Origin of the sequence: Mesorhizobium sp. LNHC221B00, assembly GCF_000502935.1 — a bacterium.
Classification (GTDB): Bacteria; Pseudomonadota; Alphaproteobacteria; order Rhizobiales; family Rhizobiaceae; genus Mesorhizobium; species Mesorhizobium opportunistum.
Window position 1 is genome coordinate 453672 of record NZ_AYWR01000001.1, and the last position, 25702, is coordinate 479373.

23 protein-coding genes and 1 pseudogene are annotated in these 25702 nt (G+C 62.6%); 11 read left to right on the top strand and 13 right to left on the bottom strand.

What is annotated here, in order from left to right:
* The first annotated feature begins 35 nt into the window (after nucleotides 1–35).
* Complete coding sequence (locus X741_RS164045) at nucleotides 36–995, top strand: sugar-binding transcriptional regulator (protein WP_013891797.1); 960 nt, start codon at nucleotides 36–38, stop codon at nucleotides 993–995.
* 41 nt (nucleotides 996–1036) lie between these two features.
* On the opposite strand, the gene X741_RS164040 is transcribed toward X741_RS164045, so the two are convergent.
* The gene (locus X741_RS164040; RefSeq protein ID WP_023765518.1) at nucleotides 1037–1222 is read right to left on the bottom strand and encodes a hypothetical protein; all 186 of its coding nucleotides are present in this window, start codon (nucleotides 1220–1222) and stop codon (nucleotides 1037–1039) included.
* A gap of 110 nt (nucleotides 1223–1332) precedes the next feature.
* Here X741_RS164040 and gcvA point away from each other — a divergent pair, with 110 nt between their 5' ends.
* The 9 genes from gcvA to X741_RS163995 all read left to right on the top strand — a co-directional run bounded on the left by gcvA (nucleotide 1333) and on the right by X741_RS163995 (nucleotide 11451).
* The gene (gene gcvA, locus X741_RS164035; protein ID WP_023776063.1) at nucleotides 1333–2238 is read left to right on the top strand and encodes a transcriptional regulator GcvA; all 906 of its coding nucleotides are present in this window, start codon (nucleotides 1333–1335) and stop codon (nucleotides 2236–2238) included.
* Between the two features lie 284 nt (nucleotides 2239–2522).
* Nucleotides 2523–3833 (top strand): sugar ABC transporter substrate-binding protein, encoded by a 1311-nt coding sequence (locus X741_RS164030; RefSeq protein ID WP_023765516.1) that lies wholly within the window; start codon nucleotides 2523–2525, stop codon nucleotides 3831–3833.
* Nucleotides 3834–3972: 139 nt separating this feature from the next.
* Nucleotides 3973–4845, top strand: a complete 873-nt coding sequence (locus X741_RS164025; RefSeq protein ID WP_013891801.1) for a sugar ABC transporter permease — start codon at nucleotides 3973–3975, stop codon at nucleotides 4843–4845.
* A gap of 11 nt (nucleotides 4846–4856) precedes the next feature.
* The gene (locus tag X741_RS164020; RefSeq protein ID WP_013891802.1) at nucleotides 4857–5681 is read left to right on the top strand and encodes a carbohydrate ABC transporter permease; all 825 of its coding nucleotides are present in this window, start codon (nucleotides 4857–4859) and stop codon (nucleotides 5679–5681) included.
* A gap of 71 nt (nucleotides 5682–5752) precedes the next feature.
* Complete coding sequence (locus tag X741_RS164015) at nucleotides 5753–6757, top strand: ABC transporter ATP-binding protein (protein WP_023765515.1); 1005 nt, start codon at nucleotides 5753–5755, stop codon at nucleotides 6755–6757.
* Nucleotides 6754–7524: an L-iditol 2-dehydrogenase gene (locus X741_RS164010; protein WP_023776064.1), complete on the top strand. Its 771-nt coding sequence runs from the start codon at nucleotides 6754–6756 to the stop codon at nucleotides 7522–7524. The genes X741_RS164015 and X741_RS164010 overlap by 4 nt, the downstream gene beginning before the upstream one ends.
* Nucleotides 7525–7690: 166 nt before the next feature.
* Nucleotides 7691–9169 carry a mannitol dehydrogenase family protein gene (locus X741_RS164005; RefSeq protein ID WP_023776065.1) on the top strand — a complete coding sequence of 493 codons (1479 nt, stop codon included), beginning with the start codon at nucleotides 7691–7693 and terminating at the stop codon, nucleotides 9167–9169.
* A gap of 15 nt (nucleotides 9170–9184) precedes the next feature.
* Nucleotides 9185–9868: an HAD family hydrolase gene (locus tag X741_RS164000; protein ID WP_023776066.1), complete on the top strand. Its 684-nt coding sequence runs from the start codon at nucleotides 9185–9187 to the stop codon at nucleotides 9866–9868.
* A complete protein-coding gene (locus X741_RS163995) occupies nucleotides 9865–11451 on the top strand; it encodes an FGGY-family carbohydrate kinase (protein ID WP_023776067.1) in 1587 nt (528 codons plus the stop codon). The genes X741_RS164000 and X741_RS163995 overlap by 4 nt, the downstream gene beginning before the upstream one ends.
* A gap of 8 nt (nucleotides 11452–11459) precedes the next feature.
* Here X741_RS163995 and ugpC read toward each other — a convergent pair whose 3' ends face one another.
* From ugpC to X741_RS163965, 6 genes are all read right to left on the bottom strand, one after another.
* Entirely contained in the window at nucleotides 11460–12548 is a 1089-nt protein-coding gene (ugpC, locus tag X741_RS163990; RefSeq protein ID WP_023776068.1) for a sn-glycerol-3-phosphate ABC transporter ATP-binding protein UgpC, read from the bottom strand.
* 7 nt (nucleotides 12549–12555) lie between these two features.
* Nucleotides 12556–13602 carry an NAD(P)-dependent alcohol dehydrogenase gene (locus tag X741_RS163985; protein WP_023776069.1) on the bottom strand — a complete coding sequence of 349 codons (1047 nt, stop codon included), beginning with the start codon at nucleotides 13600–13602 and terminating at the stop codon, nucleotides 12556–12558.
* A gap of 15 nt (nucleotides 13603–13617) precedes the next feature.
* Entirely contained in the window at nucleotides 13618–14430 is an 813-nt protein-coding gene (locus X741_RS163980) for a carbohydrate ABC transporter permease (protein WP_023765510.1), read from the bottom strand.
* Nucleotides 14427–15293: a sugar ABC transporter permease gene (locus X741_RS163975; protein WP_023776070.1), complete on the bottom strand. Its 867-nt coding sequence runs from the start codon at nucleotides 15291–15293 to the stop codon at nucleotides 14427–14429. The genes X741_RS163980 and X741_RS163975 overlap by 4 nt, the downstream gene beginning before the upstream one ends.
* Nucleotides 15294–15443: 150 nt before the next feature.
* Nucleotides 15444–16715: a sugar ABC transporter substrate-binding protein gene (locus X741_RS163970; RefSeq protein WP_023776071.1), complete on the bottom strand. Its 1272-nt coding sequence runs from the start codon at nucleotides 16713–16715 to the stop codon at nucleotides 15444–15446.
* Nucleotides 16716–16944: 229 nt separating this feature from the next.
* Complete coding sequence (locus X741_RS163965) at nucleotides 16945–17862, bottom strand: AraC family transcriptional regulator (protein ID WP_023776072.1); 918 nt, start codon at nucleotides 17860–17862, stop codon at nucleotides 16945–16947.
* A 251-nt stretch (nucleotides 17863–18113) separates the two neighbouring features.
* Between X741_RS163965 and X741_RS163960 the strand changes: the two genes are divergently transcribed.
* A complete protein-coding gene (locus X741_RS163960) occupies nucleotides 18114–19517 on the top strand; it encodes an MATE family efflux transporter (protein ID WP_023776073.1) in 1404 nt (467 codons plus the stop codon).
* A gap of 64 nt (nucleotides 19518–19581) precedes the next feature.
* Here the strand turns inward: X741_RS163960 and X741_RS163955 are convergent, their stop codons facing one another.
* The 6 genes and pseudogenes from X741_RS163955 to X741_RS163935 form a co-directional block, all read right to left on the bottom strand.
* Complete coding sequence (locus X741_RS163955) at nucleotides 19582–20016, bottom strand: peptidylprolyl isomerase (RefSeq protein WP_013891815.1); 435 nt, start codon at nucleotides 20014–20016, stop codon at nucleotides 19582–19584.
* 225 nt (nucleotides 20017–20241) lie between these two features.
* Nucleotides 20242–20349 (bottom strand): annotated as a pseudogene (locus X741_RS1000000169470) (amino acid ABC transporter permease); the annotation flags it as partial.
* Nucleotides 20350–20530: 181 nt separating this feature from the next.
* A complete protein-coding gene (locus tag X741_RS163950) occupies nucleotides 20531–23215 on the bottom strand; it encodes an EAL domain-containing protein (RefSeq protein ID WP_023776075.1) in 2685 nt (894 codons plus the stop codon).
* 300 nt (nucleotides 23216–23515) lie between these two features.
* Nucleotides 23516–24163, bottom strand: coding sequence for an amino acid ABC transporter permease (locus X741_RS163945; RefSeq protein WP_023776076.1), 648 nt, complete (start codon nucleotides 24161–24163; stop codon nucleotides 23516–23518).
* A complete protein-coding gene (locus X741_RS163940) occupies nucleotides 24160–24816 on the bottom strand; it encodes an amino acid ABC transporter permease (protein ID WP_023765502.1) in 657 nt (218 codons plus the stop codon). The genes X741_RS163945 and X741_RS163940 overlap by 4 nt, the downstream gene beginning before the upstream one ends.
* Before the next feature lie 6 nt (nucleotides 24817–24822).
* Entirely contained in the window at nucleotides 24823–25632 is an 810-nt protein-coding gene (locus tag X741_RS163935; RefSeq protein WP_023776077.1) for a transporter substrate-binding domain-containing protein, read from the bottom strand.
* Nucleotides 25633–25702: the final 70 nt, after the last annotated feature.

Here is a 25702-nt window from a genome sequence, read left to right on the forward strand (position 1 = left end):
CGCCTCGATGACCGGCGGACTCGGGGAGGCAGGACGTGAATACGCGGCAGGATGGCGGCAACAACAGGCTGGACGACGCGGCGCGCGCCGGGTGGCTTTACTATGTTGCCGGCAACACACAGGACCAGATCGCCGCGACGCTCGGCATATCGCGGCAGACCGCGCAGCGGCTGGTGTCGCTGGCGGTGTCGGAAGGGCTGATCAAGGTGCGCGTCGACCATCCGATCGCCAACTGCCTGGACCTCGCGGCCCGGCTCAAGTCGCGTTTCGCGCTCGACCTGGTCGAGGTGGTGCCGAGCGACCCGAATTCATCCTCCACCACCATCGGTATCGCCGAGGCGGCCGCCGCCGAGATCGAGCGCCGGCTGCGGTCACCGACGCCGATCGTCATGGGGATCGGCACCGGGCGCACGCTGAAGGCGGCAATCGAACAGCTGCCGCCGATGGAATGCCCGCAGCACAAGGTGGTGTCGTTGACCGGCAACATCTCGCCGGACGGCTCGGCCGCCTTCTACAACGTCATCTTCACCATGGCCGACAGGGTCAAGGCGCGCTCCTTTCCGATGCCGCTGCCGGTCATCGCCTCCTCGCCGCAGGAGCGCGAGATGCTGCTCAACCAGCCGATGATCCAACCGACTCTGGCGCTGGCAGCCGAGGCCGACGTCACCTTCATCGGCATCGGCGACCTCGGCCCGAAGGCGCCGCTCTACGAGGACGGCTTCATTTCAGAAAGCGAGCTGAAAGCCCTGCAAAAGGCGGGCGGCATCGCCGAGATCGTCGGCTGGGTGTTCGATCGCGAAGGCCGCATGATCGAGGGCATCACCAATGACCGGGTGTCGTCGGCATCGCTGCCGTCGCGCGAGAAATCGCTGGTCATTGCGCTGGCCATGGGCGAGCGCAAGCTGCCGGGTATCCTGGCGGCCGTGAACCGCCGGCTGGTCAACGGGCTCATCACCGACGAGCGGACGGCAGCCGCGCTGTTGGCCAGCATCTGACTGGAACCCGCTGCGAGCGATTTGCGATAAAGAGAGCAATGCTATCCGTGCCGTCCGAAAGGGTCGTTGCCGTCGAGGAACCCGAGGTCGCGCTGCAGATGCGGCGACAGGTCCCTGATGTCGAGATGTGCCTTTTTTCTCACTGAAAACCAGCCGAATCCGTCCGCGAGCCACGAAATCCAGCGATGATCGGGTGCGGGAGTGCATTTTTGCTGTGCCATGGTCATGATCGTCAACCTTCGCTATCCTGGACCCGCATGACGGGTTGACGCTGAATGTCGGTCTTGCCGGCCGCCTTGGCCAATCGAACGTCGATAAGGACCCATAAGGAGGCTTTATGCCGGACCTCAGCTCGCGGCAGGTTTCGCAGCTCCCGCCTCTGCAGGCGATCCGGGTGTTCGAAGCGGTGGCGCGGCACCTTTCCTTCACCAGGGCGGCCGAGGAGCTCGCCATGACGCAAGCGGCGGTCAGCTATCAGATCAAGGTGCTGGAGGAACGGGTCGGCGCGCCGCTGTTTCTGCGGCGGCCGCGCCAGATCGCACTCACCGAGGCCGGACAGCGCCTCGCGCCGGCGGTCAGCGAGGCCTTCGCCATTCTTGGCCAGGCCTATGCCGCGGCGCGCGGCGGCGCGGATGGCGTGCTGTGCGTCACCACCGTGCTGACCTTCGCCTCGAACTGGCTGGCGCACCATCTGGGCTCGTTCCAGATCGCTCATCCTTCGCTCGCCGTGCGGCTCGAAACGTCGAGCCGGCTGACGGATTTCGCCCGCGAGGATGTCGACCTCGCCATCCGCTCGGGCGGCGGCAAGTGGCCGGGGCTGGAAGCCTACAAGCTTCTCGATGCCGATTTCACGCCGATGCTGAGCCCGAAGCTCGCGGCAAGCATCGGCGGCGTCAGGGAACCGGCGGACCTGTTACGGCTGCCGATCCTCGATCCCGGCGACGTCTGGTGGACGCAATGGTTCGAGGCTGCCGGCGTGCATTCGCACGATCTCGCCAAGCGGCCTGGCAGCAGCATGGGCGCACAGGCCTATGAGGCCAATGCGGCGATCGCCGGCCATGGCGTGGCGATCCTGACCAGGGCGCTGTTCAAGGCGGAACTCGCCGACGGCCGCCTGATCCAGCCCTTCGATCTCGTCGGCGACGATGGCCACGCCTACTGGCTGGTCTATCCGGAGGCACGGCGCAACGTGCCGAAGATCCGCGCCTTCCGCGACTGGCTGCTGGCCGAAATAGCCTGCTGACTGGCAAGGCGCATCGCTTCGAAGCGAAGTTCCGCGACGCGTCTTCATGCATGCCGTTCAAAATGCCGGTCGTTTTGGCCTCCGGATCCGATCGGGCTGCGCGACCTCTGAATTATGAGAGGCAGCAGCCACAGCCTGCCCGGCTATTTCCTCCACTCCATATCCGGCCAGCGTCGTCGAGTGCTGCGCTGCAGCATCGAATCTGGCTTGACATAATATGGGACTTAATGAGTAATTGCCCACAGCCAAGGCAAATGCTCATCTTGGTCCATGGGAGGAATTTGATGAAACTTCGTACGCTCATCCTGGGCTTGTGCTCGACCAGCGCGCTGGCGTTCGCTGCGCACGCCGAATCCATCACCATCGCCACCGTCAACAATGCCGATATGGTCCGCATGCAGACGCTGACCGACGACTTCACCAAGGCGAACCCCGACATCACGCTCAATTGGGTGACGCTCGAAGAGAACGTGCTGCGCGAGCGGGTCACCACCGACATCGCCACCAAGGGCGGCCAGTACGACGTGATGACGATCGGTACCTATGAGGTTCCGATCTGGGCCAAGCAGAGCTGGCTCCTGCCGCTCGACAAGCTCGGCGACGATTATGACACCAAGGACATCCTCCCGGCCATCGCCGGCGGTCTTTCGGTCGACGGCAAGCTCTACGCCGCGCCCTTCTACGGCGAAAGCTCGTTCGTCATGTACCGCAAGGACCTGATGGACAAGGCCGGGCTGAAGATGCCCGATGCGCCGACCTGGGACTTCATCAAGCAGGCCGCCGACAAGATGACCGACCGCGCCAATGGCGTGAACGGCGTGTGCCTGCGCGGCAAGGCCGGCTGGGGCGAAAACATGGCCTTCCTGACCGCCATGTCGAACTCCTTCGGCGCCCGCTGGTTCGACGAGAACTGGAAGCCACAGTTCGACCAGCCGGAATGGAAGAACACGCTGCAGTTCTATGTGGACCTGATGAAGGCCGACGGCCCCGAGGGGGCGTCATCCAACGGCTTCAACGAAAACCTGGCGCTGTTCCAGCAGGGCAAGTGCGGCATGTGGATCGATGCCACGGTCGCCGCATCCATGGTCTCCGACCCGAAGAGCTCCAAGGTGGCCGACAAGGTTGGCTACGCCCTGGCGCCCGACAATGGCCTCGGCAAGCGCGGCAACTGGCTGTGGGCATGGTCGCTTGCCATTCCGGCCGGTACGCAGAAGGGTGACGCAGCCCAGAAGTTCGTCGGCTGGGCGACCAGTAAGCATTACTCGGAGCTCGTCGCTTCCAAGCTGGGCTGGGCCAGCGCTCCTCCAGGAACGCGCACCTCGCTCTACGCCAATGCCGAGTACCAGAAGGCGGCTCCGTTCGCCAAGATGACGCTGGACTCGATCAACGCGGCCGACCCGACGCATCCGACGGTCAAGCCGGTGCCCTATGTCGGCGTGCAGTTCGTCGCCATCCCTGAATTCCAGGGCCTTGGCACCACTGTCGGCCAGCTGTTCTCGGCGGCTCTCGCCGGCCAGTCGAGCGTCGACGATGCCCTGAAGCAGGCCCAGGACGCCGCCACGGCGACAATGACCGAAGGCGGTTATATCAAGTAGGCTCCTCCCGGTGCCGAATGCCGGTCGCGCATCATGACCGGCAATGGCCGCCCGAGTCCCAGTTCGGGCGGCCATCTTCAAAATCCTGGAATTTCTGGCGCAACTCTAAAATCCAGCTGACCTTTGGAGGGTGACCGTCATGGCTACTCAGCAGACCCGTTCGCTTGCCCGTTTCATGATGGCGCCATCTGTCGTCCTGCTCCTGGTCTGGATGGTCGTCCCACTGGCACTCACGCTTTGGTTCTCCTTCCAGCAGTACAATCCGCTCAATCCGATCCGCGACGGGTTCGTCGGTGTCTCCAACTACGCGCTGTTCTATTCCAATCCAGCCTTCCTGCAGTCGATCCTCAACACGCTGGTGCTTGTGATCAGCGTGCTGCTGATCACGGTGATCGGCGGCATCCTTTTGGCGCTGCTGATCGACCAGCCGATGTGGGGGCAAGGGATTGTGCGCATCCTCGTCATCTCGCCGTTCTTCGTCATGCCGCCGGTGGCCGCATTGGTCTGGAAGAACATGATCATGCATCCGCAATACGGGGTGTTCGCCGATATAGCGCGCTTCTTCGGGGCGCAGCCGATCGACTGGTTCGGGCAGCATCCGATGACGGCGATCATCATCATCGTCGCCTGGCAATGGCTGCCTTTCGCGACGCTGATCCTGCTCACCGCCCTGCAGTCGCTCGACGGCGAGCAGAAGGAGGCCGCCGAGATGGACGGCGCCGGCTTCATCAGCCGCTTCATCTACTTGACGCTGCCACACATGTCGCGCGCCATCACCGTCGTCATCCTGATCCAGACGATCTTCCTTTTGTCGGTCTACGCCGAGATCCTCGTCACCACCAATGGCGGCCCGGGATACGCCTCCACCAACCTGCCCTTCCTGGTCTACCAAAAGGCGTTGCTGGAATTCAAAATCGGCCAGGCATCCGCAGGCGGTGTGATCGCCGTCATTCTCGCCAACATCGTTGCCTTCTTCGCCATGCGCGCCGTCGGCAAGAACCTGGACAAGTAAGGGAGGATACGATGGCACGCTCAGTCACCACCCAGCACAAGACGATCGCGACCGTTGCGGCCTGGATTGTCGCCCTGCTGATCTTCTTCCCGATCCTCTATACGATCATCACCTCGTTCAAGTCGGAACAGGAGGCGATCCAGGGCTTCAACCTGATCCCGTCGGGGACATTCGAGAGCTATACCGAGGTCCAGGCGCAGAGCGGCTACTTCAAATTCTTCTTCAATTCGGTGCTGCTCTCGGTCGGCTCGACCATCCTGGCCTTGCTGGTCGCCATTCCGGCGGCATGGTCGATGGCTTTCTCGCCGACCAAGCGGACCAAGGACATATTGATGTGGATGCTGTCCACCAAGATGATGCCGGCGGTCGCCGTGCTGTTCCCGATCTACCTGATCTTCCGCAATCTCGGACTGCTCGACAGCCGTATCGGCCTGATGGTCATGCTGATGCTGATCAACCTGCCGATCGTGGTGTGGATGCTCTACACCTATTTCCGCGAAATCCCGGGCGAGATCCTGGAAGCGGCACGCATGGACGGCGCATCGCTGTGGAACGAGATCGTCTATGTGCTGACCCCGATGGCGGTACCCGGCATTGCCTCGACCATGCTGCTCAACATCATCCTGGCCTGGAACGAGGCGTTCTGGACAATCCGGCTGACCACCACGGACGCTGCTCCGCTGACCGCCTTCATCAGTTCCTTCTCCAGTCCGCAAGGCCTGTTCTGGGCCAAGCTTTCGGCGGCCTCGACACTGGCCATCGCGCCGATCCTGATCATGGGCTGGTTCAGCCAGAAGCAGCTGGTGCGCGGCCTGACATTTGGCGCCGTCAAATAATGGCGGTGCGGTGAAGTAACGGAATTTGCCTGAAGCAACCGGCAGGAAAATAACCCCTCGGGGAGGAAACCATGGGAAACATCACGCTCAAGAACGTCTCCAAATCCTTTGGATCGACGTCCATCATCCCCGGCCTCGACCTGGTCATCGAGAATGGCGAGTTCGTCGTCTTCGTCGGTCCGTCCGGTTGCGGCAAGTCCACGCTGCTGCGGCTGATCGCCGGGCTGGAGGACACCAGCGGCGGCACCATCAACATCGATGGCCGTGATGTCACCGGCGAGGCGCCGGCCAAGCGCAAGCTCGCCATGGTGTTCCAGTCCTACGCGCTCTACCCGCATATGACGGTGGCCAAGAACATCGCCTTCCCGCTGAAGATGGCGGGCGAGGACCAGGCCACCATCGACAAGAAGGTGAAGGATGCGGCGCGCGTGCTCAACCTCACCAACTATCTCGAGCGCCGGCCGGGCCAGCTCTCGGGCGGCCAGCGCCAGCGCGTCGCCATCGGCCGCGCCATCGTGCGCCAGCCATCGGCCTTCCTGTTCGACGAGCCGCTGTCCAACCTCGACGCCGCACTACGGGGCACGATGCGGCTGGAAATCAGCGAACTGCATCATCAGCTCAAAACCACGATGATCTATGTCACCCACGACCAGGTCGAAGCCATGACCATGGCCGACAAGATCGTCGTGCTCAACGCCGGCAACATCGAGCAGGTCGGCTCGCCGATGGAGCTCTACAAGACGCCGCGCAACCTTTTCGTCGCCGGCTTCATCGGCTCGCCGAAGATGAACCTCATCGAAGGCGCACCGGCGGCCAAACATGGCGCCAAGACCGTCGGCATCCGTCCCGAGCACATGGAAATCTCGACCACGGCGGGCGAATGGAAGGCGACCGTCGGTGTCGCCGAGCATCTGGGATCGGACACGTTCCTGCATGTCCAGGCCGATGGCGTCGGGCCGCTGACGGTGCGCGCCGACGGCGAGCTGGCGGTTCATCACGGCGACACCATCTATCTCACGCCCGACAAGGCCAAGCTGCATCGCTTCGGCGCCGACGGAAAGGCAATGGTGCAGTGAGGTTGAACGGCAAATCGGCGCTGATCACGGGTTCGGCCCGTGGCATCGGCAGGGCCTTCGCCGAAGCCTACGCGCGCGAAGGCGCTGTCGTGGCGATTGCCGACATCAACCTGGAAGCTGCGCAGAAGACAGCCGCCGAGATCGGTGCCAAAGCCTACGCCGTGAAACTCGATGTCACGGACCAGTCCTCCATCGATGCGGCGGTGAAGGCGGTCGAGACCAGGACCGGCGGCCTCGACATCCTGATCAACAACGCCGCCTTGTTCGACCTGGCGCCGATCGTCGAGATATCGCGGGCAAGCTACGAGAAACTGTTCTCCGTCAATGTCGCCGGCACGCTGTTCATGCTGCAGGCTGCGGCCCGCTCGATGATCGCGTGTGGCAAGGGCGGCAGGATCATCAACATGGCGAGCCAGGCCGGGCGGCGCGGCGAGGCCCTTGTCGGCGTCTATTGCGCCACCAAGGCCGCCGTCATCTCGCTGACCCAGTCGGCCGGGCTCGACCTGATCAAGCACCGCATCAACGTCAACGGCATCGCGCCCGGCGTCGTCGACAGCGATATGTGGGATCAGGTCGATGCGCTGTTCGCCAAATACGAGAACCGGCCCAAGGGCGAGAAGAAAAGACTGGTCGGCGAAGGCGTGCCTTACGGCCGCATGGGCCGACCGGAGGATCTCGCCGGCATGGCCGTGTTCCTGGCCAGCGACGACGCCGAATACATCGTCGCCCAGACCTACAATGTCGATGGCGGCCAGTGGATGAGTTGAGGGGGGACGGCCTCTTCTTCCCGTACCTCCGCGGGGAGAGGAGGCCGACAGTCCAGTGAGAGGCGAGCATTCGTACCGATGATGCGCCGCCCTCGCCTTTGCCCTCCCCGTAGAAGACGGGGAGAGGAGCGTAACGAAGGCCGGAGCCCGGCCAAAGGGTAAGCAGATGACCGTGAAACTCTCTTCCTCCAATCTCGCCAGGCTTCCGGCCAACGTCGCCGGACCGAAATACGACCGTTCGAAGCTCAAGGCCGGCATCGTGCATTTCGGCGTCGGCAATTTCCATCGCTCGCACCAGGCCGTCTATCTCGACGATTTGTTCAATGCGGGCATCGGCCATGACTGGGCGTTGGTCGGCGCCGGCGTATTCGAGGGCGAGAAGATCGGCCGCGGCAAGCTGGAAGAGCAGGACTGGCTGACCACGGTGGTCGAGCAGGATGAAGGTCACATGAGCGCCCGCGTCACCGGCGCCATGATCGACTTCCTGATGCCGGGCGATGCGGCTGAAATCATCGAGAGGCTGGCCGACCCGGCGATCAAGATCGTTTCGCTGACCATCACCGAAGGCGGCTATTTTATCGATCCGGCGTCCGGCGTCTTCAACTCGGCCCATCCCGACATCGTCGCCGACGCGCAACCGGGCGCCACGCCGAAGACGGTGTTCGGCATCATCCTCGCCGGCCTGATGCGCCGCCGCGACGACGGCATCGTGCCGTTCACCGTGATGTCCTGCGACAACATCCCCCACAATGGCCACGTCACGTCGGATGGGGTCATTGGCCTGGCCCGCCTGATCGACGAGGATCTGGCGGCCTGGGTCAGCGAGCATGTCGCCTTCCCGAACGGCATGGTCGATCGCATCACGCCAGCCACCACCGATCGCGAGCGCGACATCCTGGCCAAGGACTTTGGCGTCGAGGACGGCTGGCCGGTGTTCTGCGAGCCGTTCCGGCAGTGGGTGCTGGAAGACCATTTCACCGATGGCCGTCCGCCGCTGGAAAAGGTCGGCGTACAATTCGTCAGGGATGTCGCGCCCTACGAGCTGATGAAGATCCGCATCCTCAATGGCGGCCACGCCACCATCGCCTATCCGGCCGGGCTGATGGACATCCATTTCGTCCATGAGGCGATGCGAGAGCCGCTGGTGCGCGGCTTTCTCGACAAGCTCGAGCACGACGAGATCATTCCGACCGTGCCGCCGGTACCGGACACGGTGCTGGAAGACTACTACCAGCTCATCGAGAAGCGCTTCTCCAACCCGAAGATCGGCGACACGGTGCGCAGGCTCTGCCTCGATGGCTCCAACCGCCAGCCGAAATTCATCATCCCGACCATCGCCGACCGGCTGAAGGCCGGAAACGGCGTCGCGGGTCTGGCGCTGGAATCGGCGCTTTGGTGCCGTTACTGCTTCGGCACGTCGGACAGCGGCGCCGTCATCGAGCCCAACGACCCGAGCTGGGACCGGATGCAGGCAACGGCCAAGGCGGCAAAGGACGCGCCCGCCGCCTGGCTTGCCATGGAGGACATCTATGGCGATGTCGGCCGCGCGACGGCGTTCGTCGAGGCCTTTGCCCATGCGCTCAACGTGCTGTGGGCGAATGGCGCGCGCGCCACGCTGGCACGCTACATCGCCGGCAAGCTCTGAGGGCCGTCGACGCCCATGACGCCTGAATTGGTCATCTTCGACTGCGATGGCGTGCTGGTCGACAGCGAGGCGCTCTCCGTTTCGGCGCTGCTCGGCATGATCGCACTGGCCGGCGGCAATGTCGGCGAGGACGCCGCCTACGAGCATTTCCTGGGCAAGAGCATGAAAAGCGTGCGCGAAATCCTCGGCCGCGACTTCGGCCTGGAGATCAGCGACCAGCACCTCACCGCCATGCGCGTCGACCTGATGCGAAAGTTTCGTGAAGAGCTGAAGCCGATCCCCGGCATCAGCGAGGTGCTGCCGAAGCTCGGCCTGCCGTTCTGCGTCGCCTCCTCCGGGACGCTGGAACGCATCCGCTACGCGCTCGACGTCACCGGCCTGCTCGGGCTGTTGGAGCCGCATCTGTTCAGCGCCGCCATGGTGGCCAAGGGAAAGCCGGCGCCCGACCTTTTCCTGCATGCCGCCGCCAGCATGCGGGCGCATCCGCGCAAATGCCTGGTCATCGAGGACAGTCCGGCGGGCATCGCGGCAGCGCGGGCGGCGGGCATGCGCGTGTTTGCCTTCACCGGCGGTGCGCATGCCGGCAACCCCGCACTGAAAGCGCGGCTTGCGTCGAGTGAACCGGACTTTATATTCGCTGACATGCTGCAATTGCCCGATCTGATTGCAGGCCTGGGAGCGAGAGTTAGAGCATCTTGACGAAACAGTTTGTTTGCGCGGTCGATGTCGGCACCGGGAGCGCCCGCGCGGGCATTCTCGACACTGGTGGCAGCTTACTCGGCCGCGCCGAGCGGCCGATCGCCATGAACCAGCCGAAGGCCGATCACGCCGAGCACGATTCGCGCGATATCTGGTCGGCCGTCTGCGCCGCCGTGCGTGCGGCGCGCGAAAAGGCCGGCGTCGCCGCTGGGGATATTGCCGGCATCTCCTTTGACGCCACCTGTTCGCTGGTGGTGCGCGACCGGCAGGGCGGTCAGCTCAGCATTTCGACCACCGGCGACAAGCGTTGGGACACCATCGTCTGGCTCGACCACCGCGCCATCGCCGAAGCCGACGAATGCACGGCGAGCGGCCACGAGGTGCTCAACTATATCGGTGGCGTCATGTCGCCGGAAATGGCGACGCCGAAGCTTATGTGGCTGAAGCGCAACCTGCCGAAGACATGGAATGAAGCCGGCTATCTATTCGACCTCACTGACTTCCTGACCTGGCAAGCGACGGGATCCCTGGCCAGATCGCAATGCACGCTGACGGCCAAGTGGACTTATCTGGCACACGAAGACGCCGCATGGCAGCGCGATTTCTTTGCGCTCGTCGGCCTCGATGACCTGTTCGAACACGGCAATCTGCCCGAGCGGGCGAGCCCCGTCGGCGGCTACATCGGCTCGTTGACGGCACGAGCCGCAGACGAGCTCGGTCTCACCGAAAAATGCCGGGTCGGCGCCGGGGTCATCGATGCCTATGCCGGCGCGCTCGGCGTGCTCGGCGGCTTTGCCGGCGACGAGCAGAATATCGGCCGGCATCTGGCGCTGATCGCCGGCACATCCTCCTGTGTCATGGCGATGTCGCCCGACCCGCAGCCTTTCGCCGGCGTCTGGGGGCCTTACTACGGCGCGGCGCTGCCGAAGCTGTGGCTGTCGGAAGGCGGCCAGTCGGCGACCGGCGCCCTGCTCGACCACATCATCCGCTGGCATGGCGCCGGCGGCGAACCGGACGCAGCGATGCATGCCAGGATCGCCAAGCGTGTCGCCGAACTGCGCGCCGCCGAAGGTGACAATCTCGCCGCAAGGCTGCACGTGCTGCCGGACTTTCACGGCAACCGCTCGCCGCTCGCCGACCCACATGCCGTGGGCGTGGTCAGCGGACTGACGCTGGATTCCTCCTTCGACAGTCTGTGCAAGCTATACTGGCGCACCGCCGTCGGTATCGCGCTCGGCGTGCGCCATGTGCTGGAGGCGCTGAACGAGAACGGCTATCTGATCGACACGCTGCATGTCACCGGCGGCCACACCAAGAACCCGCTCCTGATGGAGCTCTATGCCGACGCCACCCGCTGCACGGTGGTCGAGCCGCTGGCCGACGAGGCGGTGCTGCTCGGCACCGGCATGGTGGCGGCGACCGCGGCCGGGCTGTTCCCCGACCTCAACGCGGCCTGCCTCGCCATGCAGCAGGGCGGCAAGACGCGCGCCGCGAACCCGGCCGCCGGCGCCCGTTTCGATCGTGATTACCGGATCTTCCTCGAGATGCACCGGCAGCGGCAGGCGCTCGACGCGATCCGGTAGAACGCGCCTTACCGTGCCAGCAAGGACAGGCCGGATTTGGCATCGAACAGATGCATGTTCGATTCGTCGAACGTATAGCGGACATCGCTGCGGACAACGGGACAGGCGCGGCTTGATACCAGCGCGCTGATCTCCTTGCCGCCGAGAGCGAACGTCACCAGCGCATCGTTGCCGTGGAATTCGATGAGATCGGCCGTTCCCGCCAGGATATTTTCGGAGCGGTCGGCTGCCGCGATCCTCAGATCGGGAGGCCGGATCCCAAGCACCGCCTGCTCGCCCTGCTGAAGCTTGAAGCGCGAGCCATCGACGGTGAAGACAGTTGCGCCATTGGTCAGCGTCCAGCCATTGCCTTTCCGGCCCACCGTCACCTCGATGAAATTCATGTTCGGCGTTCCGATGAAGCCGGCAACGAACAGATTGCCCGGCCGCTCGTAGATTTCCGCCGGCGAGCCGATCTGCTCGATCCTGCCGTCGCGCAGCAGCACGATGCGATCGGCGAGCGTCATCGCCTCCAGCTGGTCGTGGGTGACGTAGACGGTGGTCGTGTTCAACGACTGGTGCAGCCGGGCGATCTCGACGCGCATGTGGTTGCGCAGCTTGGCATCGAGATTGGACAGCGGCTCGTCGAACAGGAAGACTTTCGGCGTCTTGATCATGGCACGGGCAATGGCGACGCGCTGCTGCTGGCCGCCGGACAGTTCGGCGGGCTTGCGGCCGAGATAGGGGTCGAGACCCAGGGTCTTCGAGACCGCCTCGACGCGCTGCTGTATCTCGGTCTTCGGCACCTTCTGCCGCTTCAGGCCGAAGGCGATGTTGTCGAAGATCGTCATGTGCGGGTAGAGCGCGTAGTTCTGGAACACCATGGCGATGCCGCGATCGCCGGGATCGAGGTCGTTGACCACTTTGCCGCCGATCGAGACCTCGCCGCCGCTGATGTCCTCCAGGCCGGCCAGCATCCTGAGCAGGGTCGACTTGCCGCAGCCGGATGGGCCGAGGAAGACGACGAACTCGTGATCCTCGATGGCGAGATTCAGGTCACGGATGACTGACGTGGCGCCGTAGGATTTGTCGACATGGGAACAGACGATCGCGGACATGCTCTGGTCAGGCCTTCTCGCTCGAAATCAGGATCTGCAGCTTGACGTCTTCCGGCTTGCCCGCCGCCGCCCGCTCGAACGCCGCGATGCTGTCGGAGAAATCATAGGTGCCGGTGATCAGCGGATTGAGGTCGACCTTGCCCGATGCGATGAGCTGCAAGGCGCGGTCGAAGATGTTGGCGTAGCGGAACACCGTCTCGATGCGTACTTCCTTCGATATGGCCGCCGGCACGTTGAGCAACACAGGCTCCACCGGCAGCCCGACCAGCACCACCGCGCCACCGGGGCGCACGACGTCGAACAAATTGGTGAACGCCTTTGGGCTGCCGCTGGCCTCGAAAACGATATCGGCCCCCCAATTGTCGGTCGCTACCGCCACCGCATCGGCCAGCGACTGTTCGCCGATATTGACCGGGACGATGCCGGGATAACGCGCCGCGATTTCGAGCTTGGGGGCGGAGAAGTCGGAAATCAGCACCTTCGAGCACCCGCCGGCGAGGGACGCCAACGCGATCATGATGCCGATCGGGCCGCAGCCGACGACGACGGCGACGTCGCCCGGAACGATGCGTGCGCGGGCGGCCGCCTGCATGCCGATGGCGAAAGGTTCGACCATCGCGCCTTCGGCGAAGGAGACATTGTCCGGCAGCCTGTAGGTGAACGCGGCCGGATGGACGGCTTCAGGGGCGAGAATGCCATGCACCGGCGGCGTCGCCCAGAAGGTGACGTCCGGGTCGACATTGTAGATGCCGAGCTTTGTCGCGCGCGACGACAGGTTCGGCACGCCCGGCTCCATGCAGACGCGGTCGCCGACCTTCAGCGTCCTGACATTGGCGCCGATTTCGATAATCGTTCCGGACGCTTCGTGGCCGAGCACCATGGGCGCGCGCACGACATAGCTGCCGATGGCGCCGTGGGTGTAGTAATGCACGTCGCTGCCGCAGACACCGACCGTGTGGATGGCGATCCTGACGTCGTCCGGCCCGACATCGAGCGGCAACGCGATCTCGCGCAAGACCAGCTCACCCTTCTTCTCAAGCACCAGTGCCCGCATCGTATCGTCCTCGCTTCAAGTCTTTTTTTGCCGGAAAACGGAATTCAGGAAGCCGCTGAGCACGCCGAGAAACAAAAGCGGCGGCAGCGACAAAAGCACGACCGAGGCGTTGAGTATCCCCCACGGCACGTTCATGCCTTGCTGGGACAGTTCCGAAGCGACGATCGGCAAGGTCTTGGCGTTGGAACTGGACAGCATCAGCGCGATCAGGAACTCGTTCCAGACCAGCACGAAGCTGAAGGCGACCGCGCCCGCCAGGGAGCGGGCAGCCACGGGCAGCGCGATCCGCCAGAACACCGAATAGGCGCCGTAGCCATCGACGAAGGCAGCTTCCTCGACTTCCTTCGGCACGGCCTGGAAGGCGGGAATGGCCAGCCACATGATCACCGAGATGGTGAGCAGCGAATAGGTGACGATCAGCGCCGCCAGCGTGTCGTAGAGCCCGAGCTGAAGCCAGATCACCATCAGCGGGATGGCGACCGCCACCGGCGGCAGGAAGCGCAGCGACAGCACGAAGAACTGGATGTCGCCGGCCCAGCGGTTGGGATAGCGCGCGACGGCGTAGGCGGCCGGCAGGCCGAGCACCACGCCGATCAGCACCGCGACCCCGCAGGCGATGACCGAGTTGTAGAGACCGGTCATGACGCTGTCGCGGCCGATGATGTAGCTGATATTGGCAAGGGTCGGCGTGAACACCAGGCGCGGGACGCGGGTGATGATGTCGACATTGTTCTTCAGCGAATTGAGCGCTGTCCACAGCAGCGGAAACACAGCCATGAAGCCGGCAAATGCCAGCACGGCCTTGCCGATGAGCCTACCCGGCCTCATGCCTGCACCCGCTTCCACAGCATGGTGAAGGTGATGACGGTGGCGATCATCATCAGCACGGCCATCGCCGAGGCGTAGGACACCTTGCCGGATTCGATGAAGCCTTGCGAGAAGGCGTACATGTCGAGCGTTTCGGTGGCCACGCCCGGACCGCCGCGGGTCATGACATAGATCAGGTCGAAGGAGCGCAGCGATTCGATCATCTTGACGAACATCAGGCTGATCAGCGGCGCCTTGAGCATCGGCAAGGTCACATAGGCGTGGATCTGCCAGCGCCTGGCATGGTCGAGCCGCGCGGCCTCGATCGGCTGCGGCGGCAGCGTTTCCAGCAATTTCAGGACGATGACGGCGAAGAACAGGCCCCATTGCCAGACATCGACCGAGGCGACGGCGAACAACGCCGTCGCCGGCTTGGACAGTGGGTCGAAGATCAGCCCGCCGGTCAGCAGGCGATAAGGGTAGGTGGCGATGCCGTAGAGCGGGTGATAGGCGAACTTCCAGACGAAGGCCGCCGAAACGCGCGGCAGCAGCACCGGGATGATGAACAGCAGGCAGTAGACATTGCGCAGGCGTGGGCTGGCGACCTCGAACATCAGGACGCCGAGGCCAATGGCCACGGCCATCGTCGCGACAACAGTGACGAACTCCCATTTCACCGACACCCAGACAGCGTTGAGAAAACGCCGGTCGGCGAACAGGTCGGCGAAATTCGAGAGCCAGACATAGGAATAGGCTGTCGAAGAGAGCTCGCGGTTCTGCAGGGCGATGACAATGGCATAGAGTGTCGGCACCATCGACAGGATCAAGAGAATGACGAGCGTCGGCACCACAAATGTGACCGGCAAGGAAGAGCGTCGTGGCATCTGTCTATCCCTGGCTGCGTCTCGAGCGATTGAGCATGGCTGGACCTTTTCGCGATGGCTGGCTCGAACGGCAATGATGGGAACCCGCGGCGCACAGGTCCCGACATCCGCTTGAATGCCTTGGACCGTGCGCCGCGGGGGGAGGATAGCTTATTTCTTCACCAGATCGTTGGCATAGGCCTCGAGCTCGTTGAGGCCGCCCTTGATGTCGGTGCGGGTGCCGGTGACCAGTTCCTCGAGGATGATGCCCCAGCGGTCGCCGAGATCCGGCCAGCGCGGATCCTGCCAGAAGTTGACCGCCGTGACCTTGCCGGTTTCGGCCAGCGCCTGCCCGAGATCGGCGCCGTAGATATCGGCGAATTCCTTGCTGGACAGGACACTGGTGCGGTTCAGCTCACCGAACTGGTGGGCATCGAGCCGGCGCTTCTCGTTTTCCTTCGAAGTCGCCCAGGCAATGAACAGGCCGGCGCATTTCTTCGAGGCATCGTCGGCGTTGGCTTTCGTGGCGATGGCGAGGCCATGGCCATAGCCGCCGCCGGTGAGCGGCGAGGGCGGCGGCAGGAAGCCGATCTTGCCGACCACTTGCGAGGTCTTCGGGTCGACCGCCATGCCCGACAGCGGCGTCGATTCGACGAGGATGGCGACCTGGCCCGACAGGAAGGCGCCGGTCGATTCATCCCAGCTGCCGGTCTGCGTGCCGGGCGCAGAATCCTTGAACAGCTTCAGGTAGGTCTCGGTTGCCTTGACCGCCGCATCCGAGTTGAATGCCGGCTTGTCGCCGTCGAACCACTGGCCGCCATAGGCCTTGAAGAACGGCATCCAGCGCCAGACATTGGCGCCCGAGCCGCGTGCGCCTCGCAGCGCGATGCCGTACATGCCCTTGTCCGGATTGGTCAGCTTCGGCACATCGGCGATCAGCTCGTCCAGCGTCTTCGGCGGCTGGATGCCGGCGGCTTCAAGCACGTCCTTGCGGTAGACCATCAGGTCGCCGCCACCGGTCAGCGGCGCAAACCACACCTTGCCGTCATAGGTCGCGACCTTCTGGCGGCCAGGATCGAAGTCGGCGTAGTCATAGTCAGCCGGATAGTAATCGGTCAGCGGCACGATCCATTTCGAGGAGGCAAACAACGCGACGTTGGCTTCGTCGACATAATAGACATTGTAGTTGCCGACAGTGGACGCATCGGCACGCGATTTGGCCCGGCGGTCGTTCTCGTTCAGATAATCGATCTGGAAACCGGCGCCGGCTAGCTTCTCGAACTCGGCCTTGGAGTCCTCCAGAAGGGTCAGGCCATCGCGTGGCTGAGCCAGCACCTTGACCGGCGCCGAGCAGACAGGTGCCTGCGCGAGCGCGAGGGTGGAAACGGTAGCGGAAAGCAAAAAAGCTGCGCCAAGGCTGGCAGCGAGCCGAACTGGTTTCATGGTCTTTCTCCTCCAGGTACACTTCGCAGGAAGCGCAAAGTCCTCGGTTCAGCGATCCTCACCATCGCCCGAGCGACATGCCACCCATCGCCAAAATGCGGAGTTGCGGCGGCTCGTGCTAGAAGCTCCGTTGCAGCAGACCTGTACTTTTATGCATTGTGCAGCGCAAAAAAGGGCGCCCATCCAGGGCACCATTCACGTGAGTACCGATTGCACCTGAAATGGCGGTTTATGCGCGCATCGTCAGCCGCTGCCGCGACAGCTTGCGATAGGACGACGGCGTCATCTTGTGCTTGCGCATGAACGCACGGTTGAAGTTCGAGATGTTCATGTAGCCGACCTGGAAACAGATGTCGGTGATCGGAATATCGGTGTCGGCCAACAGCTTGCAGGCCTGCCAGAGCCGGAGCTTGGCGAGGTGGTCGCTGAAGGAGTTGCCGGTGTTCTTCTGGAAGAAGCGCGAGAACGTGCTCTCGGTCATCCCCGCGAGTTCCGCCACTTCCGGCAGCTTCAGGTCCTCGGCGAAATGCTGGAAGAGATAGGTCAGCGCGCGCTGGATGATGTCCAACGAGGCGGCATCCAGGACCGGCGAGAAATCCGGCGACGACAGCAGTTCGTATTCGTCGGTCCTGGCGAGGAGATCGACCAGTTCGAGGAACAGGCAGAGGCGGGCGAGCCCATGCACGGTTCCCATCCGCTCCATAAGCGCGGCGCCTTCCAACGCGGTGCGGCCGTGAAAGACCATGCCGCGCGCCGACCGCTCCAGGAATGGTTCCAGTTCGCGCAATTCAGGCAACAGGCCGGCCGAGCCGCGCAGCCTCTGCGCATCGAACTGCAGGACGATGTCGCGGCCCTCGATCAGTTCGCCCGGCTGCACCGCCGTCACCCAATCGTGCGGCAGCCCGCCGCCGACGATGGTCAGGTAACCCGGCCCGAACTCGCCGATATGATCGCCGACCAGGACCACGCCGGAGGATTTCCGCAACAGATGGATTTCGTATTCCGGATGGAAGTTCCAGACGTTGCGCTCCCACGGATAGTCGTCGAGCCGCCACAGGAAACTGTCGCTCGCCTCGGTGACGATATGTTCGAAGGCCGGCGCCGTGCGCAGCGTCGCAACCGGGTTTTTTCGCTGTCTGAACGCCATCCATTCCTCCCGGCGGGTTCGCCGGCTGCCTATCTCCGAGACAATCCGTAACAGCCCGTGGCCGGCAAGGGAACGAGGCAACGCTTCCCTGGAACGGTGCTGGCTCAATCTGTTCCCGCCCCTCCTCCCTTGCCTTCATGTCGCGTTTCGTCCAAAAGCTGGCGCAAACGCCGCGAAACCGAAGGTTTTGCCGTTTGATATGCGGCTTCCGGCTTTAATGCCGACGTGCCGTATCTGGAAAGAGCGGAACAATGTCTGCGATCGAAGCCGGCGCTCGCGCGCCGGAAAACCTTTGGCGTCAGGAAATCAGGGCGACGCTGGCGCTCGCCTGGCCGATGGTGCTGACCAATCTGGGCCAGACCGCGATGACGGCGACCGACGTCATGATGATGGGGCGTCTGGGGCCGGACACGCTGGCCAGCGGCGCGCTTGGCGCCAATCTCTATTTCATGCCGCTGATCTTCGGCCTCGGCCTGATGCTGGCGACCTCGCCGATGATCGCCACCGAGCTTGGCCGTCGCCGCCATTCGGTGCGCGACCTGCGCCGCACCGTGCGCCAGGGCCTGTGGCTGGCGATCCTGATCTCGATCCCGATCTGGCTGGTGCTCTGGCATGGCGAGGCCATCCTTCTGGCCATGGGCCAGGAACCGGCCCTGGCGCATCAGGCCGGCATTTACCTGCGCTGGCTCGAATGGGCGGTGCTGCCGTTCTATGGCTATATCGTGCTGCGCTCGTTCATCTCGGCGCTGGAGCGGCCGGGCTGGGCGCTGGTCATCGTCTTCGTCGCCGTCGCCTGCAACGCCTTCTTCAACTGGGTGTTCATGTTCGGCAATCTCGGCGTGCCGTCGATGGGCATCGCCGGCTCGGGCCTTGCCACCTCGCTGTCCTCGACGCTGATGTTCACCGGCATGGCTGTGGTGGTGATGCTGGAGAAGAAGTTCCGGCGCTACCGCCTGTTCGGCCGCTTCTGGCGGTCCGACTGGCCGCGCTTCAAGGGCCTGCTGCGGCTCGGCCTGCCGATCGCCGGCATCCTTGCCTTCGAGGTGACGATCTTCAATGCGGCGGCGCTGCTGATGGGCCTGATCGACGCGGACTCGCTTGCCGCGCACGCCATCGCCATCCAGATCGCCTCGATCTCCTTCATGGTGCCGCTTGGCCTCAATCAGGCGGTGACGGTGCGCGTTGGTCTTGCCCATGGCGCCGGCAATCCGGAAGGCGTGTCGCGCGCCGGTTGGACCGCCTTCGTCATCGGCGTCTCGTTCATGGCGCTGATGGGCTTGGTAATGGTCCTGTGGCCGCACCTTTTGATCAGCGCCTTCATCGATCTCGCCAACCCGGCCAATGCCAGGGTGATCGCGCTTGCCGTGTCGTTCCTGGTGTTTGCTGCCCTGTTCCAAGTGTTCGACGGCGCGCAAGCGGTGGCCGCCGGCATGTTGCGCGGCCTGCACGACACCAAGGTGCCGATGATCTATGCAGCGATCGGCTATTGGGGCGTCGGCCTGCCGCTCGGCGTGCTGCTCGCCTTCCATTTCGGCTTCGACGGGGTCGGCATCTGGATCGGGCTGTCGTCGGGACTGGCCGTGGTGGCGGCCCTGCTTCTGGGGCGCTGGCTGCGGCGGGATCAGATCGCACCGCCGCTGGCGTTCGGGCATTGAAACAGCCCATCGCCGGTTGCCCGCCACCACCTTTCAGCCGGGATTCATCCCGTTGACGTAAGAACTACGCCGCCTGGACGATCTCGACCAATTCAACGTCGAACACCAGGTCCTTTCCGGCCAACGGATGATTGCCATCGAGCTTGACGCTGGCGTCGTTCACGCCGACGACCGTCACCGGCATGGGGCGGCCCTCGCTGGTTCTGACCTGCAATCGAGTACCGATATCGACATTGATGTTATCCGGCACGCGGGCGCGATCGATGGTCATGACCGCTTCGGGGCGGTGGGGGCCATAGGCGGCTTCGGCGGGAACGGTGACGGTGCTTTTCGCGCCGACCTCCATGCCCTCGACATGGGTTTCGAGACCGGCGATCACCTGCCCTTCACCCAGGGTGAATTGCAACGGTTCGCCGCCGGAAGCATCGAATTGAGTGCCGTCGGCCAGACGTCCAGTATAATTGATGCGCACGGTGTCGCCATTCTTGGCCTGTGTCATGGCAGTCATCCTTTTGGGAGCTTTTGAGGGGACCGGCCAGAGGTCACGGTCCCGTTTCGATCATCCACGCACTGAGGTGCACGGCGCGAAACTCTAAAACTAGGTGCCCGGCCGCAGATGTAAAGCGCTGGAGCTGCCAACCGGCTTCCCCGTGTGCCGCCTTCACCACCGAAATCACTCGATGTAGTCGCCGTCGATGCCGGGTCAATACAACGTCCTCGCGGCTCAGTGCCCCGACGCGCGCTTCTCCAGGCGGCGGGCATACTGCGTCAGTGGAAAGCACATGGCGAAGAAGATCAGTGCGACCAGGCCGTAGACCTTGAACGGTTCGAAGATCGCGTAGGCGGTCATGCCCCCTCAGTCGGGACAGTCCAGATTTCCGCAAACTCCTCGACGGCGCAGGGGAATCGATGCTCCGCCGCGACCGCCTCTACTCATTCACACTTTGTGTGGATCGCCATCGCGTGAGGGCTGAAGCCTTTTCGGTCGGCGCCGGTGATCAATGCAATCTGAGCTATCTGCTGCGGCTCTCCAGCAACCTTTCGATCTGTCGGGAGGACACCGGTTTGCTGAAGTGATAACCCTGCATCTCATCGCAATTGTTTTTGCGGAGAAACGCCACCTGCTCGTCAGTCTCAACTCCTTCCGCAATGACTCTCATATTGAGTTTTTGACCGAGCGATATGACGGCACTCGCGACCGCCTGATCGTCTTCGTTCGTAGCGACGTCGTCGATGAAGGACTTGTCGATTTTTAGCCGTGCGATTGGAAATGTCTTGAGAGCAGTCAAGCTTGAATACCCTGTGCCGAAATCGTCGATCGAAATCTGAACCCCTAAGCTTTGGAGTTTGTTCATCGTTGTGACTGCCAGACCGACATCCTGCATGATCAGGCTCTCTGTGAGCTCAAGTTCGAGATAGCAGCCCTCCAGGTCGCTCTCATTGAGCGCGTGAACGACACGTTCAACCAGGTTTTTTTCACTGAACTGGCGAGCCGAGACATTCACGGAAACGGTGATCGGCTCCAATCCGATATCTTGCCATGCCTTGTTCTGTCGACAAGCCTCATGCAGGACCCAATCGCCTATGGGCACGATCAGGCCTGTCTCCTCGGCCGTGGGGATGAAGCCAACTGGAGCCATCGTCCCGTGTGTTGGATGGGTCCAGCGTATCAGCGCTTCTACCGCCATGATCTGCCCGGATCGGAGATCTATCTGCGGCTGATATAAGAGTTCGAACTCTGATCGTTCCAGCGCATTTCGAAGCTCTTCCTGCAATAAGAAGCGTTCATGGGCTCTGGTGTTGAACTCAGGAGCATAGAACTGGAAGTTGTCGCGCCCGACCTCTTTCGCCCGGTACATTGCAGCATCGGCATTGGCCACGAGGCTTTCCGGGGCTTTTCCATCTTTTGGGTAATTTGCGATACCGAAGCTTGCTGTCGCCCTTACGCAATGGTCGCCCAATTGAAGCGGCTCCGCTATTGCTGTGCGGAGTTTCTGCAGCGTTTCTGCGATGAGGTCGACGTTCTTCGGTTGATCCGAAAGCACAAGGACGAACTCGTCACCGCCAAGTCGAACAATAGTATCGGTCGAACTGATGCACCCCACCATCCGTTCGGCGGCCGTTTTTAGCAGCCTGTCGCCTGCGTTGTGGCCGAGTGTGTCATTGATGAGCTTAAAATTGTCCAGATCGATGAAGACGACCGAAACCCAGCGATCATATCTTTCGGCGTGTAAAATCGCTTGCGAAAGTCGGTCCTGAAGCAGGGCTCGATTGGGCAGTCCGGTAAGCACATCATGGTTAGCCATGAAGTGGATCTGGTCTTCCGCCTTCTTGCGCTCAATGGCGATGCCGGCGATGCGAGTGGTAAAGTTGATCAGACGGGTCTCGGCCTCCGCGGGCTCACGAACCGTCATAGAGTACATTGCAAAGACACCCAGAACAGCGCCTTGGTGGGAAACTATCGGAGTGGACCAGCAAGAGCGGTAACCGTACCTCTCCGCCAGGTCGCGATAATCCTCCCAGAGAGGATCTCGCATGATGTCCGCAACTACAACCGGTTCGCGTCGAAACACAGCGGTCCCGCAAGATCCGACCTTGGGTCCGATGGCGACTCCATCGATGGCATTTATGTACCCTTCCGCCAAGCTCGGCGCCGCGCCGTGCCGCAGATGCCTGCCCTCCTTGTCGAGGAGCAGCACCGAACCCAGAATCCCCGTGAGTTGCGATTCCATGAGATGCATCAGGCGGTCCAGCACGTCGTCCAGCGGCGCGCCGGTCGCAATCATCTCAAGGATTTGCGCCTGCCCGGTGCGGAGCATGTCTTCCCGCTTGCGGCCTGTTATGTCGTGAGCAATGCCGACCAAGCCAAAGACGTCATTTCGGTCGTTGCGCAACGGTACCTTGGTTGAGGAAAGCCATTTGCCCGCCCCTGATCGATCGACAACGAATTCTTCCTCATCGATCATCGGCTGCCCTGTCTGCAGAACACTCAATTCGTCAGCTCGAAATTTGCTCGCAAGTTCGGGGGCGTGAAGATCGAAGTCTGTCAATCCAATCATGTCGCGGGTCGTTTCGCGTCCGCTGTCAGCTGCGAGCGACCTATTGGCCACAATGAAGCGGCTTTCCGAATCTTTGACCCAAAGATAATCGGGTACCCAGTCGATCAAGGTCTGCAGCGATATCCGCTCGTCGACTATCTGGCGTGTAGCGATTAGCTCGGTGACATCCTCGTGGGTCGAAACCCAACCTCCGTCCGGCATAGGGTGATGATAGACTTGCACCGTTCGTCCGTCGGCAAGATCGGCAGCCCACGTTCGCGATATCGCACCTGAATTAACTGATCTGGCCAAAGCAAGATATTCGTCGACCGACATTGCGGATGTCCCTGCGGCGACGCGGTGCACCACGATCTCCCGTAGTGTAATGCCCGGGACAAGACGCTCGGGCGGCACCCGGTAAATTTCAGAGTACCGAGGGTTCGATAATATCAACCGCTCCTCGGGATCGAATAAACAGATACCTTGGGAGATGTTATCAATGACAGTCGCTAGCCGAAGGGCCTGAGCTTCGAGATTTTGAAGTTTAGCTTCCAAATCGGACTGGCGACCTCCGTAGGAAGTCCTGACCAGTTTGGCCAATGCGGCAAGCCCTACCGACTCCGAATCTTCTACCGCCTTCTTCGCTGATTTTGATGCCAAGCTGGGCTCCTCCGGTTAGCTACTCCTCCGAAAGCAACAAACCCAGATTGAGCCTAGCCCGTAAACGTTATTGAAAACTGACTGACCGCAGGTGAATTGGACAGGATTTTGCCAACGCATTGCGATCGGTCTCATGGTGAGAAGCCGTGATTGCCTTCTGCCGCCGGAGACTCGAATCGGCTTGTGGCGACACCACGATCCCAAGGCGGCCGCCTGCGACGTCAGCTTTCGGGAATGGTGAAGCTGATCCATACGGCCGACATGAAGCGCAACAGTCATCTGCGCCCTCATGCTCTCAGCTCAGCGAGCTTGCACCCGCTTCTCCAGCCGCCGCGCGTATTGCGTCAGTGGAAAGCACATGACGAAGAAGATCAGCGCCACCAGCCCGTAGACCTTGAACGGTTCGAAGGTCGCGTTGTTGATGGCGTTGGATGTCCTGACCAGCTCCTCGAAGCCGATGATCGAGGTCAGCGCCGTCGATTTGATCAGCTGCACCAGGAAGCCGACCGTCGGCGCGCGGGTGATCGAGAACGCCTGCGGCAGGATGATCAGCCTGAGCTCCTGCAGATAGTGCAGGCCGAGGCTGGCGCCGGCGTCCCACTGACCCAATGGCAGCGCGTCGACACCGGAGCGCCATATCTCGGCGAGATAGGCGCTGGCGAAGAAGGTCAGGCCGAGCACGGCCGCCGTCCATGGCTCGATGCGCAGGCCGAGCATCGGCAGGCCGAAGAACATCAGGAAGAGCTGCATCAGCAGCGGCGTTCCCTGGAAGAGCGCGATGTAGCCCGAGGCGATGCGCCGGCTCCATGTGTTCTTGGATATCCTGAAGAACAGCACAATCATGCCGACAATCGCGCCGCAGATGAAGGCGGCCAGCGACAACAACACCGTCCACCGGGCGGCCAGGAGAAGGTTGCGAATGATGTCCCAAAGCGTGAAATCGATCATGACACGCCAGCCCCCAGAACCTGGCGCCCGCCTGTGACCAGAAGCCGGCGCAAGGCCATCGACAGCAAAAGATAGACCAGCGTCACGACGAAATAGGTCTCGAACGAGCGGAAGGTGCGCGCCTGCAGCATGTCGGCCTCATAGGTCAGCTCGCGCACCGCGATCTGCGACACCACGGCCGATTCGAGCATCATGATGACGATCTGGCTGGTGAGTGCCGGATAGATGATCTTGAGCGCCTGCGGCAGCACGATCTTGATGAACACCTGGCGCGGGCGCAGCCCGAGCGCAAGGGCTGCTTCCGTCTGCCCGCCCGGCACCGCGTCGAGCCCGGCGCCAACGATCTCGATGGTGTAAGCCGCCATATTGAGCGTCATCGCCAGCATGGCGGCCAGGATCGGATCGAGCCTGATGCCGAGGCTCGGCAGGCCGAAGAAGATGAAGAACAGCTGTACCAGGAACGGCGTGTTGCGCATCACCTCGACATAGCAGGCGATCGCCCGTTTGAGCGGCACGGGACCGTTCCGCCGTCCCGCGGCGCCAAGGATGCTGAGCAGCGTTCCGGCCAGCGTTGTGACGGCGATCAAAAGGATCGTCGTGGCGGCGCCGTGGGCAATGTCGCCCACAGCACCTGGGAGCCAGCCGAAGGCCACGGAAACTCAATCCTTGAGGTTGTCGGGATTGAGCGGCGTCTTCAGCCAGGCTTTCGAGCTTTCGTCCAGCTTGCCGTCGGCCAGCATCTTGGCGATGGCATCGTTGACCGCCTTTTTCAGTCCGTCCTCATTCTTGTTGAGGCCGATATGCGAGGGCGAGGTGAGAAGCTGGAATTTCTGCTCCGGTTTCAGCGCGTCCTGCTTGGCCAGCACCTGCGCGCCGACATCGTTGCCGACGACCATCAGCTGGGTCTGGCCGGAGATGAAGGCCTGGATCACCGAATTATAATTGTCGAAACGCTTGATGTCGGCCGAGGCGGGCGCGGCCTCGGTCAGCGAGGTGTCTTCGAGCGTGCCGCGATTGACGGCGATCGACTTGTCGGCAAGATCTTCCTTGCCTTTGACCGCCATCGCGGCCGGCCCGATCACCGCGATGTAATAGGGGGCGTAGGCGGCGGCGAAGTCGATGACCTGCTCGCGCTCCTTCGAATAGCCAACGCTCATCAGGATGTCGACACGATGGTCGTTCAGATAGGGAATGCGGTTCTGGCCGGTGACGGCGACCGGATTGAGCTTCACCTTGAGCGTATCTGCGATGTATTGCGCGACGTCCATGTCGTAGCCCTTGAGGCTCATGTCGGCGCTGGCCGAGGAGAAGGGCGGGAAGTCGGCGAAGACGCCGACATTGATGCTGCCGGCCTTGGTGATATCGGCCAGCGCGTCGGCGTTGGCCGCCTGCGTGGCGAAGCCCATACCGGCGGCGCCGAGCACCAGGACGGCGGCGATGGATGATTTGAGTGTCGTGCGGATTGTCATTGTCATTCCCCTGTCTGGAAGCTTTGATTGTTGGGTCGGCCGCCGGCTCCAGCGCGGCGGCCGCCTTTGC

Bases quoted from the DNA above. Each gene is read 5' to 3' on its own strand.
- X741_RS164040 (WP_023765518.1), bottom strand. From the start codon at position 1,222: ATGACCATGGCACAGCAAAAATGCACTCCCGCACCCGATCATCGCTGG.
- gcvA (WP_023776063.1), top strand. From the start codon at position 1,333: ATGCCGGACCTCAGCTCGCGGCAGGTTTCGCAGCTCCCGCCTCTGCAG.
- X741_RS164030 (WP_023765516.1), top strand. From the start codon at position 2,523: ATGAAACTTCGTACGCTCATCCTGGGCTTGTGCTCGACCAGCGCGCTG.
- X741_RS164025 (WP_013891801.1), top strand. From the start codon at position 3,973: ATGGCTACTCAGCAGACCCGTTCGCTTGCCCGTTTCATGATGGCGCCA.
- X741_RS164020 (WP_013891802.1), top strand. From the start codon at position 4,857: ATGGCACGCTCAGTCACCACCCAGCACAAGACGATCGCGACCGTTGCG.
- X741_RS164015 (WP_023765515.1), top strand. From the start codon at position 5,753: ATGGGAAACATCACGCTCAAGAACGTCTCCAAATCCTTTGGATCGACG.
- X741_RS164005 (WP_023776065.1), top strand. From the start codon at position 7,691: ATGACCGTGAAACTCTCTTCCTCCAATCTCGCCAGGCTTCCGGCCAAC.
- X741_RS164000 (WP_023776066.1), top strand. From the start codon at position 9,185: ATGACGCCTGAATTGGTCATCTTCGACTGCGATGGCGTGCTGGTCGAC.
- ugpC (WP_023776068.1), bottom strand. From the start codon at position 12,548: ATGTCCGCGATCGTCTGTTCCCATGTCGACAAATCCTACGGCGCCACG.
- X741_RS163985 (WP_023776069.1), bottom strand. From the start codon at position 13,602: ATGCGGGCACTGGTGCTTGAGAAGAAGGGTGAGCTGGTCTTGCGCGAG.
- X741_RS163980 (WP_023765510.1), bottom strand. From the start codon at position 14,430: ATGAGGCCGGGTAGGCTCATCGGCAAGGCCGTGCTGGCATTTGCCGGC.
- X741_RS163975 (WP_023776070.1), bottom strand. From the start codon at position 15,293: ATGCCACGACGCTCTTCCTTGCCGGTCACATTTGTGGTGCCGACGCTC.
- X741_RS163970 (WP_023776071.1), bottom strand. From the start codon at position 16,715: ATGAAACCAGTTCGGCTCGCTGCCAGCCTTGGCGCAGCTTTTTTGCTT.
- X741_RS163965 (WP_023776072.1), bottom strand. From the start codon at position 17,862: ATGGCGTTCAGACAGCGAAAAAACCCGGTTGCGACGCTGCGCACGGCG.
- X741_RS163960 (WP_023776073.1), top strand. From the start codon at position 18,114: ATGTCTGCGATCGAAGCCGGCGCTCGCGCGCCGGAAAACCTTTGGCGT.
- X741_RS163955 (WP_013891815.1), bottom strand. From the start codon at position 20,016: ATGACACAGGCCAAGAATGGCGACACCGTGCGCATCAATTATACTGGA.
- X741_RS163945 (WP_023776076.1), bottom strand. From the start codon at position 24,163: ATGATCGATTTCACGCTTTGGGACATCATTCGCAACCTTCTCCTGGCC.
- X741_RS163935 (WP_023776077.1), bottom strand. From the start codon at position 25,632: ATGACAATCCGCACGACACTCAAATCATCCATCGCCGCCGTCCTGGTG.